This window comes from Rhodococcus sp. 06-235-1A (assembly GCF_002258785.1).
In the GTDB taxonomy this organism is placed as follows: domain Bacteria; phylum Actinomycetota; class Actinomycetes; order Mycobacteriales; family Mycobacteriaceae; genus Rhodococcoides.
This window is the reverse complement of record NZ_NOYI01000009.1, coordinates 299136-313487: the sequence shown is the minus strand read 5'-3', so window position 1 is coordinate 313487 and position 14352 is coordinate 299136. Positions and strand designations below refer to the sequence as shown.

The window sequence follows — 14352 nt, the reverse complement described above, 5'->3', positions numbered from 1 at the left end:
TATGGCGGATCCGCGTGCAGAACTCGAGGCGGCGATCGAAGACATCGTCACCAATGTCTTCGTGACACCGGTGGGCCCCGAGCTCATCGGAACCATGCTGGGCGAGGCATTCGAGAAGGCGAACGGGGCCTACGACTACCAGGGTGAATACGAACCGAACGAGGTGGTGATCACCGAAGCGTTCGAGGTCATGTCGCATGAGCAGATTGCGGCCGACGTGAACTCTCTTGCAGTGGAAACCATCGAGACCTCGTCCATGAACTGGAACGATTTGGCCGCTGCCGCAACCGCCGGATCCGATGGCTTTCGGTCCGGGGTGGACGCCGCCCTGGCCACCGGCTGGTCGGGGCCGACGGCCGACGCCGTACGCGGCGGCGTGGGCAACTACGTCTCGTCTGCGAACGCGTTGTCGACATCGATGAGTCTGATCAGCAACAAGCTGCTCGAGGCGCACGCGGGATTCACGCAGACGGTGTCGAAGATGCCCCCGGTGAGCGGGCCGGCCGAGAGCACGCTGATCGGTTCGCTGCTTCCCATTCCCTTTGCCACGAAAGACTCGGTGTCGGCTCGGGAAGAGCAGCAGGACGAAGCACGGCGAATCATGCGATCGGTTTACGTACCCGGTGTAATGCAATCCGATAGCAACGTTCCGGTGCTGCCGGCGGCACACAATCCCGTCGTCGACGGTGGCGGTGTCGGCTCGAGTGCAGGCTGGGGTCTGGGTGGAAGCGGCGGGGGATCCACCTCGGGCGGCGGTGCGGGATCTGCGGGTGCGGCCGATCCGGCTGCGCAGGCCGTGTCGGCGCAGACGCAACCGGGCGGCACCGATCCGGCAGGAGCGGGACAGCCAGGTGCGGGATCGGGGCAGCCAGGGTTCGGGCAGTCGGGACCACTCCCGCCGGCCGACAACTCCGGTGAAACTCGTGCCGCATCTGCCGCGCCCGGATCTGCCGGCGGCAGTGCGGGTTCCGGCGCAGGCCCCGGCGCTTACGGCGGAACAGGACCCGGTGGCAGCGGCTTCGGAGGGTCCAATGGTTCGGGCTACGGCGGCGGTGCGGGATATGGCGGCGGTTCCGGCGGCGGATCCGGTACTGGCTCGGGTTACGGCGGCTCGGTTCTCGGCTCTCCGATCGGCGGCGGTGCGGGCAGCAACGGGGCGGGAGGTCTGGGCAACGCAGCTGCGGCGTCGGCCGGCCGCGCGGGAGCGCACGGTATGCCGGGAATGGGTGCGATGGGCGCAGGGGGTGCGCGTGGTGCCGGCGACAACGACAGCGAGCACGCCATTCCCGGCTATCTGGTGGATGCCGGCAACGGCAGTGAGCTGATCGGTGATCTTCCGCTGGTCGCGCCACCGGTACTCGGCGGCTGACGATGACGAGCTGGACCATGGACGGCATCGATTTCATGATGCTCTGCAGTCGATTCGGACGAGACCGACTGCCGTATCCCCTCGCAGTCACCATCGACGTCGACACCGAGGACCGGTACCAGTTGCTGCGGCGGGAGGCGTCGGCGCGAATCGACGCGCTGATGGACGACGATCTCGGCGCGGCTGTTCGCACCCTCGTCGATCCAGTGGTTCGCATCGAATGTCGCGGCGACACCCGCGATCCTCGCTACGGCACCATCCGAGCCCACGCGGCGGTGCGTCACGACGTCGCCACGGTGCTCACCCAGCAGCCCGGACCCGACGCCGCTTCCGGCGGTGCCGTCACCATCGAGTTGATCGGACCGGCCCAGGCACCCGCCCGAGTTCTCGGATCCGTACCGAATATCGCTCCCGGCCACCGACCGGCAGAGCGACTCGAACGCGCCACTGCTGCAGCGTCATCGGGTGGCACGCATCTGTCCGCCGCGACCCGAGGAGCAACGGCCGACGAACGGTTCCGGACGTTCTTCGATCGTCCACGGTCTGCGGTCGGTGAGGTCATCGTCGCGCGCGGCAGGACCTACGACAACCGACGCGACACCGACGCGGTCGCGTTCTTCTGGATGGACTTCGAACGAGACGGCCGATACATCGTCTATTCCGAGGACACCATCGACATCGTGCCTGCCGATACCGCCGGCTTGGCGTCGGAGATCGGTCAGCACATGGCGGTTGCGCTGAGGCGGTGACGTCGCCTACCCCTTGACACCCTATCGATAAGCGATAGGTTATCGATATTCGTTGTTATCGACTATCGATATGGAGGCGGCGGGATGGCATACGGACTCGGCTCGGCACGAGCCAACAAATGGGCGATGGTGTTCTATGGGGCACTCGCGGTCGTGTGGTCGGGATGGAGGCTGTGGCAGTACCACGCGTCGGACTATGTCAGCGCCACCGTCACGCCACGGGAAGGCGTACCGACTCTCGACCTGTTCGGCGGACAGTTGCAGCCAGGGAACGTCATCGAGCTCAGCGTGGCCAAGAGCGATGTCCAGAGACTCATCGGGATGATCGACTTCATGAGGTACGGCGAGATCGTGGCCGGTGGGGTCGTCGTTCTCGTGGGGATCTTCTTCGCGTACCGCTTCTTCGACAATGTCATCGAGGAAACCCCGTTCAGCGTCGGTGCCAGTATCGACCTGGTCGTGGTCGCCGTGTGCCTTGTGCTGTATCCAATGATCACCGGAGGCCTTCGAGTGATGAGTACCAACGCAATTCAGGGCGCGCTCGAGACGACCGAGGTCACTGATACTGCGCGGAGCCTGGGCGCATTCTGGCTGGCCGTGGTCGTGGCACTCGTTCTGCAATTCGTCTACGCAGTCCTTCGGCAAGGCTCCAAGCTCGCTCGCGATGCCGATGGTCTGGTCTGATGGCGGAGGAGTTCGTCGACCATCTGGTCGTCTGTCATCTGGGCGAGATTCTCGACGCCCGCGGCATGACGCTCGCCGAGCTCTCGCGTCTAGCCGGAGTCAGCGTCGTCAATCTGTCGGTGCTCAAGAACGACCGCGCCAAGGCCATCCGATTCTCGACGCTCACCGCGGTGTGCCGCGTTCTCGGCTGTACGCCCGGCGACCTGTTCACCCTGCGCCAAGTCTGACGTCCGCTCAGCCACACCAGTCGGACAAATCGAACAAGTACATTGGATGGCGGTAACCAGCACTACGAGAGAGAGTCCATCACATTGTCTGCTCCGGCCGGTCAACCGTTGTCCAAGGGTCAGAACGGCCCCCTCACCGTCGGTGACGTCGTCGTCTCCATCTCGCTGGCCGTACCCGCGGACCTGTCTGCGCTGCTTGTCACCGACGCCGGAAAAGTGCGTACCGACGCCGATTTCGTGTTCTTCAACCAGCCCACCGGCCCGGGCGTCCGCCTCGAACCCGGCCAGGGCGGACCGGCTCGGCTCGCCGTGTCGCTCGCTGCAGTTCCCGCCGACATCGAGCAGATTCGCGCGGTGATCACCCTCGACGACGCGTCGAGCAATTTCGGTCGATCCACCGCCCCGGTGGCGCGAGTCAGCGACACTGCCGGAAACGTGCTGTACGAGTACACGATCGACGGGTTGAGCTCGGAATCGATCGTGATCGCACTGGAGATCTATCGTCGTCAGGGCAGCTGGAAGGTTCGGGCCGTCGGGCAGGGTTACGCGGGCGGATTCGCCGCACTGGTGACCGATCACGGTGTGTCCGTGGATGACGCCCCGGCTCCCGCTCCGACACCTCCCCCCGCTCCCGCGACCCCACCGCCGCCCGCTGCGCCGCCTGCACCACCCGCCGCCCCGGTCCGCACCGAGGCTCCGGAAGTCAGCCTCACCAAGGCCAAGCCCGTCAGCCTCACGAAGGGCCAGAAGGTCACCCTCCGCAAGGACGGCGGCGTGGCGCTGACGGTCATTCGCATGGGCCTGGGCTGGGACCCGGTGACCACCCCGAAGAAGGGTGGCCTGTTCGGCGGCGGTGGCCGAGCCGCGAACATCGACTTGGACGCGTCGGCGATCATGCTCGCAGACCGCGACGTCAACGACGTCGTCTACTACGGCCAGCTCAAAGCCAAGGACGGCTCGATCGTGCACCAGGGCGACAACCTCACCGGAGAGGGCGAGGGGGACGACGAGGTCATCGTGGTCGACCTGACGAAGGTGCCCCAGCACGTCACGGGCATCGTCTTCACCGTCACCTCGTATCGCGGCCAGACGTTCGAGCAGGTGGCAAACGCGTTCTGCCGTCTGGTCGACAACACCACCAACACCGAACTCGCCCGCTTCACCCTGCAGGGCGGTATGCCCTTCACCGGATTGGTGATGGCCAAGGTGTATCGCCAGGGCAGTGAGTGGAAGCTCCAAGCGATCGGCGACGGCATCCAGGCCAAGCACGCCGGTGAAGCCGTCAAACAGCTGGGCCGCTATATGTGACCTTGCGGGCCCCGGTCCGATCTGCAATGGTCCGATCCGCAGCGCCGTCGAGCACGCCACCGAGCGGGTCGACGGCGCTGCCGTTTCGAATGAGGTCTTCGGACGGACGGTAGATCTGCCGAATGATCAACGCGCACAATCCGATCACGGCGACATCGCGCACCACCACGGTCGCGGTGAACCACTGCTCGGGTAGGCCTTTGTTCTCCACACCCAGGTAGTAGTACATTCGCGGAAACCAGACGAACGCGTCGATCGCCATCCATGCCAACAGAATTCGGCGATGCGGCAGAGCCAGCACGGCCAGCGGAACCAGCCACAGCGAATACTGCGGGCTCCACACCTTGTTGGTGAGCAGGAACCCTGCCACGACCAGGAACACCAACTGTGCCAACCGCGGCCGCACCGGGGCCGTCGTGCCGATGTAGGCGACCACCGCACACACGATCGCGAACAACACCAGCGTGACAGCATTGAGGATCAGCGGCTTGTCGCCGGGGTACAGGGGACCGTCGAAGCCGGACCAGCCGGTGAACGAGGTGACTACGTTGTACAGCGAGTCCGGGTCGGCACCACGCTCGGAGTTGAGCCGGAAGAACTCGTTCCATCCCGACGGATACAGAAGTGCCAGAGGAAGATTGACCGCAAGCCAGGCCCCGACAGCGGCGCCTGCGGTGAGCCCCCACTCGCGCATCCGCCCGGTGCGCCAGCACAGCACCAACAGCGGACCGAGGAACAGCAGGGGATAAAGCTTGGTGGCACCGCCGAGGCCGATCAGTACCCCCGCAAGGACCGGCCGCTTCTTGGCCCATGCCAGCAGGCCGGTGAGCGCGAAAGCCGTTGCCAGAGCATCGAAGTTGGTGAATCCGTGCACGATCACCAACGGTGACGCTGCCACCAGAGCCGCGTCCCAGATCCGGCGTCCGGCCGCTATCGCGGTGGCCCACACGGTGACCAACCAAGCCACGGCCAGCCCCAGGGCGACGACGTTGAAGTAGACGACCACCGGCAGGGCCTGCGGCAGGAAACCGATCGAGTTCCACATCTTTCCGACGACCATCGAGCCGTACTGATACATGCCCGCGAGCACCGGGTACTCCATGTACCGAATCTGGCTCGAGCCGTCGGCCCGGGTTTCCTCCCAGGACTTCTTGTACGGGAAGGCGCCTTGATCGAGCCGCTCCGCGCCGTAGAGCGGCACCGTGTCCGAGTAACACATGGCCACGTACTGCCGACTGCCACTCCAGTCGAGTCCGAGCTCACCGCCCGGGCCCACCGGTGCCTGCTGAATGCACGCGGCCTTCGCGAACCAACCGAAGCTGAGGAAGATCACCGCAAGCAGCAGGATGACTCGAAGCGCTGTGAACCAACGCTGCCGTCCGATCACCGCGTGCTGCCCCACCGGACCGCCGATGACCGAGGACAGTTCCCCGGTCATCGGATCGGTGCGACTGGGTAAATCGCGGCCCGCTGCGCTCCTGGGTAAATCGCGGTCTTGCCTGCTTGCCGAGTCGAGGCGACCGGGGCTCGCCACTGCTCGACCCTTGCGGTCGGGTTCGGTCGTCACCGGGGTGAGTCGCTACTGCCCGGGAGTCGCCGGTTCGGGCGCTGCGGGCGCAGGTTCCGGCTGAGCCGGAGCGAGGCCGGGAAGCGGGATGGTCACGCCGGGCAGAATCTCGACCTGCCGCGGGGTGATGACGACCGGCGGCGAGATCTCCGTCGGAATAGGCAGGGTCACCGGCGGGGGTGCCGACGGCGTCGCCGTGGCAGTCGGTGCGGGAGCGGAGTACTGCGGCACACCGGCCTGACCCGCGATGGCCTCCGGCGTCGGGAACGTCTCGTTGGACGTGCCCTCGAGTGTCCCGTCCATCGTCGCCTTCCAGATGTCCGACGGTATGCCCGATCCGTAGATCGGCCCGCCGTAACTGTTCTCGAGCGGCAGGCCCTGCTCGGTGCCGACCCACACCGCCGTCGACAGCGACGGCGTGTATCCGACCATCCACGCGTCCTTGTTCTGTCCGGTGTCACCCAGCTGAGCGGTACCGGTCTTCGCAGCGGACTGGCGACCGCCTGCAAGGTTGTGCCCGTTGGAGTATCCGGCGATCGGACGCATCGCAGAGGTCACGTTGTCCGCAACCGCAGCCGAGACGACCTGCTGACCCGCCTCGGGAGCGCGATCGAGCAGCACCGTGCCGTCTGCGGTGACGACCTTCTGCACGAAGTGCGGCGTGTGGTACACCCCGGACGCCGCCAGTGTCGCGTAGGCCGAGGCCATGTCGAGAACGCGAGATTGGTACTGGCCGAGCACGATTCCGTAGTTCGGGCCGGCGTTGTCGGGCTCGGTCAGGGTGGGGCCGACGCCCTCGATCTCCTGCGGGATACCGAGCTTGTGAGCCATGTCCGCGATGGCCTGCGGGCCGTTGTCCATGCCGAGCATCATGCGGTAGAAGCTCGTGTTCAGTGACCGCTTGAGTGCCTCGGCGATGGTGCACGTTCCGCAGGATTCGCCCTCGACGTTGCTGATCTGGATGCCGTTGACGTCGAGCGAGGAACTGTCGTACATCTTCGACAGCGGAATGCCCTGGTCCAGCGCGGCAGCGAGGCCGAACACCTTGAACGACGATCCGGTCTGCAAGCCGGACTGCGCGAAGTCGAACCCGCGTCCGTCCGCGCCGCCGTAGTAGGAGCGGACCGCGCCCGTGCGCGGATCGACCGACACCGATGCCGTCCGCAGCTCCGACGGTTCGCCCTCGAGGCTGTCGTTCACGGCCTCGACCGCAGCCGCTTGAGCCTTGGGATCGATCGTCGTGGTGATCTGCAGACCCTCGGTGTTGAGGTCCTGATCGCTGACGCCGACCTCGGACAATTCACGCAGCACCTGAGCCTTGATCAGACCGTTCGGGCCGGCATCGTCGGCGTCACCGGAGTCGATCTGTGAGGTGGGGACCACCGCCGGGAACAGCATCGCGGCTCGCTGGGTTGCGTCGAGCTGGCCCTGGGACACCATTCCGTCGAGCACGTAATCCCAACGAGATTGCGCGCCGGTGGGGTTGAACTCGGGATCGAGGCCGGAGGGCTGCTGGATGACAGCCGCGAGGACCGCACCCTCCTCGACGGAGAGTTGGTCGACGGACTTGCCGAAGTACGCGGTCGACGCAGCGGCGATGCCGTAGGCACCCCGTCCGAAGTAGATGGTGTTGAGGTACGCCGCCAAGATGTCGTCCTTGGACCACTGGCGCGCCATCTTCGAGGAGATGACGAGTTCGCGCATCTTTCGAGTCAGCGTCCGATCGTTGCCGACCAGTGCGTTCTTCACATACTGCTGGGTGATCGTGGAACCACCACCGGCGCTGTCGCGTCCGAGCACATTGTCTCGCAGGGCTCGGCCGAAACCGGTCACCGAGAATCCAGGGTTGGAGTAGAAGTCGCGGTCCTCGGCAGACAGCACCGCGTTACGCACGTGCTCCGGAATCTGATCGATCGTCACGTCGGTGCGGTTGCCCTCGGGAGGCACCACCTTGCCGAGCACACTCGAACCGTCGGAAGCGAAGATCGTCGCCACCTGGTTGGTCCTGAGGTCGCCGGGTCGAGGCACGTCCTCGACGGTGTACGCCACCATGAACGCCAGAATCGGCACGATCAGACCCAGGGCGATCAACGCATAGAGACTGCGCCGAACGACCCGCCACTTGGACTTCTTCTTCGTTTTCGCGGCGGGACCTCTTTCGGGCGGCTCGGGCGGTTCGCTGCCCGAGGAGAGAACTGATGGATCGTTCGGTTCGTGGGGTGGTGGCACAGCACCGGATCGGAGCGGAGGCGCGATGGGCGGCTCACCGTAGCGCCGTTCACCGTAAGGACGTTCGCCTGCGGGACGGCCGCTCACCGGAGCAACCGGCGGCCTGCCCTGCGCAGGACGCCCCTGCACTGGTCGACCCTGCGGAGGCATCGGACGCTGGCCAGGAGGAGGGCCGGGTCGCTGTCCGGGAGGAGGGCCGGGTCGTTGCCCGGGAGGAGGCATGGGTGGCCTGCCCTGCGGAGGCATCGGACGCTGGCCAGGAGGAGGGCCGGGACGTTGCCCGGGAGGAGGCATCGGCGGACGGCCCTGCGGAGGCATCGGACGCTGGCCGGGAGGGGGGACGGGTCGCTGCCCGGGAGGAGGCGTCGGACGACGCCCGGGTGGATCGGAATGCCTGCTGCCACGCGGGGGACCGGGCACGTCGGGACGCCGTCCGGAGTCGCTACGGCCAGGTTCGTTGCTACCCGGGTTGTTGTCGTAGGGGGAACTCACGTACAGATCTCCAGTAATTTCGGCGGCCGCGTCGACTTCTCGCGCAATGGCATCAGCTCAGCGATTGTGTCATTCACTCGCGGTTCGACGGTTCGGTTGGCGGGAACCCGATCGCGGACGACGGGGTTGCTTGGGTGCGGGGACGGCCCCGAGGACATAGGACTGGACGAGGTGGTTCCAGCTGCACGAGCGGCACACCTCGACCACATGGACCGAGAACTCCTCCTGGGTTGCAGCAAGGCGAACGAGTTCGTCGGCCGTTCGCGCCGAGCCGGACAGCGCGCCCAGCTTCTCACCGAAAACCCAGGACACCAAGGTGAGCTGCTCCTTGCGGCAGATGGGGCACACCACATCACTGCCGCGTCCGTGGAATTTGGCCGCGCGGAGCAGGTACGGATCTGCATCGCAGACCGCTGCTACACCCGTCCTACCGGAGTAGACCTCGGCCAGCAGCGACCGACGCTGAAGGGCGTAGTCCACCACCTGTCGCTGAAGTCGCACGAGGACCAGAGTACGTGCGACCCCTCCGATGGGGACCTGCGAACCCCGCCTGGGCGACGAGACCGACCCGATTCGGGCGCGAGAAACTATGCTCCACCTGTGCCGAAGCGACTACCGCCCACCACGCGAGCGCGTGATGTGGATCGCTCCGATACGTGCGCCACATTGGACGAGGCGCTCGCCGACGGCCAACTGTCCGATTTCGAGCACGCCGCGAGGATCGAGCTGGCCAAGGAAGCCGAGACGATCGCCGATCTGCACGCCCTCATCGAGGACCTACAGAACGACACCGATCTGCAGCCGATGGCCGACCCCATCGAGCTTGCGCATCCGATCGCCACGGCCAAAGGGTCGCGACTGGGGTTCATGACCGTCGCAGTGCCCGTGGTTGCAGCGATGGTGGCGCTCACGTTCGGCATTCGCGCCTGCTCGAGCTCGGAGGCCCCGGTCTCGGACCTCGGGGAAGCGCGATACCAGAATCCTGCGATCGTGGTGGACATCGTCGATGCCCTGCGACAGAAGATCGGCACGTCTGTTGTCGACCGGCTCGGTTTGTACGACAACTACGCCGTCATTTCGGCACCCGCACCCGGGCTGCCCCAGAAGCAAGTCAGCTACACCTATCGCGACGGCGTCATCGACGACTACGACGACAATTTCTCGAGCACGCGCGATTTCGACGAACCTCAGATCGATCTGGCGACTGTCGATCTGACGAAAACCGCGGGGATCATCGCCGGTGCCCGCGAGAGCCTGAACATGTCTCGCATCGACAGCTACAGCGTGAGCTTCCACGGCAGCGACAACGGACCCGAGATCTACGTCTCGGCCGAGAACTCCGACAAGGAAAGCGGCAACCTCGCATTCGATCCCGCAGGCAACTTCCTGCGTGTGATGCCGTTTTCGTTCGGCTGATCAGTCCCGAAAGGAAGCCCGCAGGATGGCACAACGACCCGACTTTCGCGCTCGTGAGATAGACCGCGCGCTGACCGTCACGGTTCTGGATACCGCATACGCCGACGGCCAGCTCACTTTCGACGAGCACCGCCTGCGCAGCGAACGTGCTCGGGTAGCCGTCACCCTGCGGGATCTACGACGCCTGGTCTCCGACCTGCAAATCGACATCGACCTTCCCGAGCCGGCTCCGCGAACCGTCGAACCGAAGAACCGGTTGGTCCTGGCACTCGGCTCGGTCGTGATCGTTACCGTCGCACTGGTGGTGTTCCTGGCGACCAGGAACGGCGAAGAACCGGTACCGGCTGCGGCCGTCGTCGAGGCGACTACAAGAAGCAGTGTCGTCCCTACCGTCTCGATGGACCTGCCGGTCGACGTCACCCCGATCGTTGCCCGCCCCTTCGTCTTCGACACCACTGCCGGACTGAACGATTTCCGAGAACGCTATGTCCAGCGTTTCGGCAGTTCACAGGTTCTCGAGGTGTTCATACAGCTGAACAACAACCGTGCCGATGTCTATCGTCCGACGGCGGAGGGCCGACGTGAGCGAGTCCTCGTCGCCGGAGGTTTCGAGGTGGGTCTCGATACCGAGCCTCCCGATACCGACGACGCGATGTTCGATTGGGCCACAATCGATTCTGCGATTCTGGCGGGTCTCGTTGCGGGAACACCCGAGGCCATCGGGGTCCCGGACGCCGCCGTCGAGTACGTCATGATCACCGAAACCCGGGGAAACCAACGCATCTCGATCAGCGCTCGCAACGACGACGCCCGAGGCGGGCGTGTCGAGGCGGACTTCGCGGGCAACATCGTCTCGGTCAGCCGATAGGGCGTCGCTGGTTCCGGCCGAGACATCTCGACGATGTAGGTCTCCTCTGAATCGATTCCCTGCCCGTCGCCCCTGGGCGTTCAGTGAACGGCATGAACACGTTCCGAACGTTCCACCACCTGACCGCCGACCCACCCGCCGCGCTCGTCCACGCACGGATTGCGGACTTGCACGATGCGGCGCGAGCGGAGCAGCTCCATTCGAGTGCTCGTCGCCCGCGAGTTCTTACCCGAATGGTCGACACCGCATTGAGCTTGTGGGCCTTGGCTCTCGGGCCGCAGGGCAGGGTGCATCTGACGGCCTGGCACAGGGAAGCCAGAGATCTCGAAGCTGACTACGACGTCCGATCCGTCCGCCGTCGCGCACGATCTCGCGACCGTGTTCGAGGGTCGCCCGCCACCGGCGGCGCTGGGCGGATTCATCGACGACCCGCAGGCCGCGGCTCGGATCGTCGCCGATGCTCGACGACTACCACCGCGCAGCCATCGCTCCGTACTGGTCGGCGATCGGCCGAGTCTTGGAGTCCGACATCACCTTTCGCGGTAGGGAGTTCGCGCAGCGAGGTGCGACGGGACTGTTCGACGGGCTGGGTAGCTCGATTCACTGGCTGGACAATGGACTGCTGGAAGTGCACTTGACGACGTCGTCCGGTGGCGACGGTTCACCTGACGACCGCGGCCTGGTGCTCACCCCGTCTGTTTTCACCAAGAACGTGTCGACGATTTGGAACCCCGCGTCACCCGCCCACTCGTGGTTGTCCTACCCGGCGCGCGGACAAGGGACGTTGATCGGCGAATACTCCCCGGTCGACCCGAGTCGTGCGCTCGCCACCTTGGTCGGCAGTGCCAAGGCCGATCTGCTGCTGGCGCTCACCGAGCCCGCGTCGACCTCCCAGCTCGCCCATCGATTCTCCGTCACACCGAGCGCCGTGTCGCAAAATCTGCCGGTGTTGCGCGTCAACGGGCTGATCGAGGGCTCTCGACACGGCGGGTCGGTGTTGTATCGACTCTCGCCGCTCGGGCAGCAGATGGCGGCGATCCATCGAAAGGATCGGTAACCGGCACCGCCCGGGCAGATCGCTCGCTTCGACGTCACGACAGGTCCCGGCATGGCAAAACCGGACACCGGCTTGTCTTTCAATGTATCGGCGCGATACATTCTTCGATAGTGCAGCCAATCGCATCGCCGTGTTGTGATCACAAAAACAGAGAAGGGGGAGTTGCATGCTCGAGCTGGCAATTCTCGGTTTGCTTCTCCAGTCACCCATGCACGGCTACGAGCTCCGCAAGCGGCTGACCGGCCTACTCGGAGCTTTTCGAGCGTTTTCGTACGGATCGCTGTACCCGGCACTCCGTCGACTTCAAGACGACGGACTCATCGCCGAGGACGCCGGTCCCGAACTGCTCGTGAAAAGACGGGCAAAACGGGTCTACGTGCTCACCCCTCTCGGCAGGGAACGATTTGCCGAACTGGTGGCCGATACCGGACCGCAGAACTACACCGACGACGGATTCGGCGTACATCTCGCCTTCTTCAGTCGGACCCCCGCGGAAGCTCGGGTCCGCATCCTCGAAGGCAGACGTCGCCAGGTCGAGGAGCGCCGAGAAGGCCTCCGCGACGCTGTGGCCAAGGCGAACGGGACTCTCGACCGCTACACCCGGCAGCTACACCAACTCGGTCTCGAATCGAGCGAACGCGAGGTGCGCTGGCTCAACGAAGTCATCGCAGCCGAGCAGGCCGGCCCCAACCCAGCACCGTCCAACACAGCACCAAACAGGACAGTCAAGACAGAAGGAGAACCCGACCATGGGTGAGAACAACAACGCAATCCGCGTGGCCATTGTGGGTGTGGGCAACTGCGCCTCATCCCTGGTCCAGGGTGTCGAGTACTACAAGGACGCAGACGAGAACGCCACCGTTCCCGGCCTGATGCACGTCATGTTCGGCAAGTACCACGTCCGCGACGTCGAGTTCGTCGCCGCGTTCGACGTGGACGCCAAGAAGGTCGGCTTCGACCTCTCCGAGGCCATCTTCGCCAGCGAGAACAACACCATAAAGATCGCCGACGTGCCCCCGAGCACCGTCAGCGTCCAGCGCGGCCCGACCCTCGACGGCATCGGCAAGTACTACTCCGAGACCATCGAGATCTCCGACGCCGAGCCCGTCGACGTGGCACAGGCCCTTCGTGACGCCAAGGTCGACGTCCTCGTGTCCTACCTCCCCGTCGGATCCGAAGAGGCCGACAAGTTCTACGCACAGGCATCCATCGATGCAGGCGTCGCGTTCGTCAACGCACTGCCCGTCTTCATCGCCTCGGATCCCGTCTGGGCCAAGAAGTTCGAGGACGCAGGCGTCCCCATCGTCGGCGACGACATCAAGAGCCAGGTCGGTGCCACCATCACCCACCGCGTCATGGCGAAGCTGTTCGAGGACCGCGGCGTGCAGCTCGACCGCACCATGCAGCTCAACGTGGGCGGCAACATGGACTTCCTCAACATGCTCGAGCGCACCCGCCTCGAGTCGAAGAAGATCTCCAAGACCCAGGCCGTGACGTCGAACCTCCAGAAGGAGTTCAACGCCAAGGACGTCCACATCGGACCGTCCGATCACGTCGGCTGGCTCGACGACCGCAAGTGGGCCTACGTCCGCCTCGAAGGCCGCGCCTTCGGCGACGTTCCGCTCAACCTCGAGTACAAGCTCGAGGTATGGGACTCGCCCAACTCCGCCGGCGTCATCATCGATGCAGTGCGTGCGGCCAAGATCGCCAAGGACCGCGGCATCGGTGGACCGGTCATCCCGGCTTCCGCATACCTGATGAAGAGCCCGCCGAAGCAGCTCGCCGACGACGTCGCTCGCGAACAGCTGGAAGCGTTCATCATCGACGCATAAGTGCCTGCGGCAGTGGTGTGACCGAGTGCCCCCAGCGGCACTCGTCCGCACCACTACGCAAAACGCCCGCCGGTCCACTAGATGTGACATTGACCCCCGAAAGGGCCACCAAATGTCACATCGAGTGCCGGCGGGCGTTTCGCTTATCCCGCCGCGATGATGTCGCGCGGATCGAATGTCACCCTGATGTCCATGATTTTGCCGTTCTCGATTCGCTGCCAGTTCGCGGTCGAGGCCGGGAGTGCGATCGACGTGTGCAGTTCGAACCACGTCAGGACGTTGGGGCCGTCCACGAAGACGTGACTGATGTCGATATCGGTCACGATCTGCGACATTCCTTTCAACCCAGCCACGCATTCGGCACCGTTGGCCGCTGTGCCGAGTGGCCCTCGAAATGTCGCGTTCTCGTGCAGGATCGACGCCAGGGTGTCGAAGTCCTTGCCCTTCCAGGCCTCGAAGTAGGTGGCTGCAACTTCTTTCGGTGTCTGTGTCATGACATCGAGTCTCGAACGAGCCCGGTCAGAAGTCCAACAGTTGCTTGCGATGATGATCAG

Annotated in this window: 14 protein-coding genes; 10 read left to right on the top strand and 4 right to left on the bottom strand. The window is 65.0% G+C overall.

Features of this window, described 5'->3' with window-relative positions; all coding sequences use genetic code 11:
• The first annotated feature begins 1 nt into the window (after position 1).
• The 5 genes from CH275_RS29410 (at position 2) to CH275_RS08230 (ending at position 4337) form a co-directional block, all read left to right on the top strand.
• Positions 2–1369 carry a hypothetical protein gene (locus tag CH275_RS29410; protein ID WP_094676914.1) on the top strand — a complete coding sequence of 456 codons (1368 nt, stop codon included), beginning with the start codon at positions 2–4 and terminating at the stop codon, positions 1367–1369.
• Between the two features lie 2 nt (positions 1370–1371).
• Positions 1372–2118: an ESX secretion-associated protein EspG gene (locus CH275_RS08245; RefSeq protein ID WP_094676912.1), complete on the top strand. Its 747-nt coding sequence runs from the start codon at positions 1372–1374 to the stop codon at positions 2116–2118.
• Positions 2119–2202: 84 nt separating this feature from the next.
• Positions 2203–2802, top strand: a complete 600-nt coding sequence (locus CH275_RS08240; RefSeq protein WP_256990917.1) for a hypothetical protein — start codon at positions 2203–2205, stop codon at positions 2800–2802.
• Entirely contained in the window at positions 2802–3029 is a 228-nt protein-coding gene (locus CH275_RS08235; RefSeq protein WP_094676910.1) for a helix-turn-helix domain-containing protein, read from the top strand. Before CH275_RS08240 ends, CH275_RS08235 begins: the two co-directional genes overlap by 1 nt.
• Before the next feature lie 84 nt (positions 3030–3113).
• Positions 3114–4337, top strand: a complete 1224-nt coding sequence (locus tag CH275_RS08230) for a TerD family protein (protein ID WP_256990916.1) — start codon at positions 3114–3116, stop codon at positions 4335–4337.
• Here the strand turns inward: CH275_RS08230 and CH275_RS08225 are convergent.
• The 3 genes from CH275_RS08225 to CH275_RS08210 all read right to left on the bottom strand — a co-directional run bounded on the left by CH275_RS08225 (position 4312) and on the right by CH275_RS08210 (position 9126).
• Positions 4312–5775, bottom strand: coding sequence for a glycosyltransferase family 87 protein (locus CH275_RS08225; protein ID WP_373453694.1), 1464 nt, complete (start codon positions 5773–5775; stop codon positions 4312–4314). The two genes, CH275_RS08230 and CH275_RS08225, sit on opposite strands and share 26 nt — an antisense overlap.
• Positions 5776–5916: 141 nt before the next feature.
• Positions 5917–8451: a transglycosylase domain-containing protein gene (locus CH275_RS08220; protein ID WP_441347268.1), complete on the bottom strand. Its 2535-nt coding sequence runs from the start codon at positions 8449–8451 to the stop codon at positions 5917–5919.
• A 243-nt stretch (positions 8452–8694) separates the two neighbouring features.
• Positions 8695–9126 (bottom strand): DUF5318 domain-containing protein, encoded by a 432-nt coding sequence (locus CH275_RS08210; RefSeq protein WP_170944655.1) that lies wholly within the window; start codon positions 9124–9126, stop codon positions 8695–8697.
• A 99-nt stretch (positions 9127–9225) separates the two neighbouring features.
• On the opposite strand from CH275_RS08210, the gene CH275_RS08205 reads away from it, so the two are divergent.
• From CH275_RS08205 to CH275_RS08185, 5 genes are all read left to right on the top strand, one after another.
• Entirely contained in the window at positions 9226–10041 is an 816-nt protein-coding gene (locus CH275_RS08205) for a DUF1707 domain-containing protein (protein ID WP_256990915.1), read from the top strand.
• A gap of 25 nt (positions 10042–10066) precedes the next feature.
• Positions 10067–10909 carry a DUF1707 SHOCT-like domain-containing protein gene (locus CH275_RS08200; protein ID WP_094676900.1) on the top strand — a complete coding sequence of 281 codons (843 nt, stop codon included), beginning with the start codon at positions 10067–10069 and terminating at the stop codon, positions 10907–10909.
• A 457-nt stretch (positions 10910–11366) separates the two neighbouring features.
• Positions 11367–11966, top strand: coding sequence for an ArsR/SmtB family transcription factor (locus tag CH275_RS08195; protein WP_094676898.1), 600 nt, complete (start codon positions 11367–11369; stop codon positions 11964–11966).
• Positions 11967–12132: 166 nt separating this feature from the next.
• Positions 12133–12723, top strand: a complete 591-nt coding sequence (locus CH275_RS08190) for a PadR family transcriptional regulator (RefSeq protein WP_094676896.1) — start codon at positions 12133–12135, stop codon at positions 12721–12723.
• Positions 12716–13798, top strand: coding sequence for an inositol-3-phosphate synthase (locus CH275_RS08185; RefSeq protein WP_032378712.1), 1083 nt, complete (start codon positions 12716–12718; stop codon positions 13796–13798). The genes CH275_RS08190 and CH275_RS08185 overlap by 8 nt, the downstream gene beginning before the upstream one ends.
• 143 nt (positions 13799–13941) lie before the next feature.
• On the opposite strand, the gene CH275_RS08180 is transcribed toward CH275_RS08185, so the two are convergent.
• Positions 13942–14292, bottom strand: a complete 351-nt coding sequence (locus CH275_RS08180) for a nuclear transport factor 2 family protein (RefSeq protein ID WP_094676894.1) — start codon at positions 14290–14292, stop codon at positions 13942–13944.
• Positions 14293–14352 lie beyond the last annotated feature (60 nt).

Excerpts from the sequence above, each read along its gene's own strand:
- CH275_RS08245 (WP_094676912.1), top strand. The coding sequence starts at position 1,372 with ATGACGAGCTGGACCATGGACGGCATCGATTTCATGATGCTCTGCAGT.
- CH275_RS08240 (WP_256990917.1), top strand. The coding sequence starts at position 2,203 with ATGGCATACGGACTCGGCTCGGCACGAGCCAACAAATGGGCGATGGTG.
- CH275_RS08180 (WP_094676894.1), bottom strand. The coding sequence starts at position 14,292 with ATGACACAGACACCGAAAGAAGTTGCAGCCACCTACTTCGAGGCCTGG.
- CH275_RS29410 (WP_094676914.1), top strand. The coding sequence starts at position 2 with ATGGCGGATCCGCGTGCAGAACTCGAGGCGGCGATCGAAGACATCGTC.
- CH275_RS08225 (WP_373453694.1), bottom strand. The coding sequence starts at position 5,775 with ATGACCGGGGAACTGTCCTCGGTCATCGGCGGTCCGGTGGGGCAGCAC.
- CH275_RS08200 (WP_094676900.1), top strand. The coding sequence starts at position 10,067 with ATGGCACAACGACCCGACTTTCGCGCTCGTGAGATAGACCGCGCGCTG.
- CH275_RS08235 (WP_094676910.1), top strand. The coding sequence starts at position 2,802 with ATGGCGGAGGAGTTCGTCGACCATCTGGTCGTCTGTCATCTGGGCGAG.
- CH275_RS08185 (WP_032378712.1), top strand. The coding sequence starts at position 12,716 with ATGGGTGAGAACAACAACGCAATCCGCGTGGCCATTGTGGGTGTGGGC.
- CH275_RS08190 (WP_094676896.1), top strand. The coding sequence starts at position 12,133 with ATGCTCGAGCTGGCAATTCTCGGTTTGCTTCTCCAGTCACCCATGCAC.
- CH275_RS08220 (WP_441347268.1), bottom strand. The coding sequence starts at position 8,451 with ATGCCTCCGCAGGGCCGTCCGCCGATGCCTCCTCCCGGGCAACGTCCC.
- CH275_RS08195 (WP_094676898.1), top strand. The coding sequence starts at position 11,367 with ATGCTCGACGACTACCACCGCGCAGCCATCGCTCCGTACTGGTCGGCG.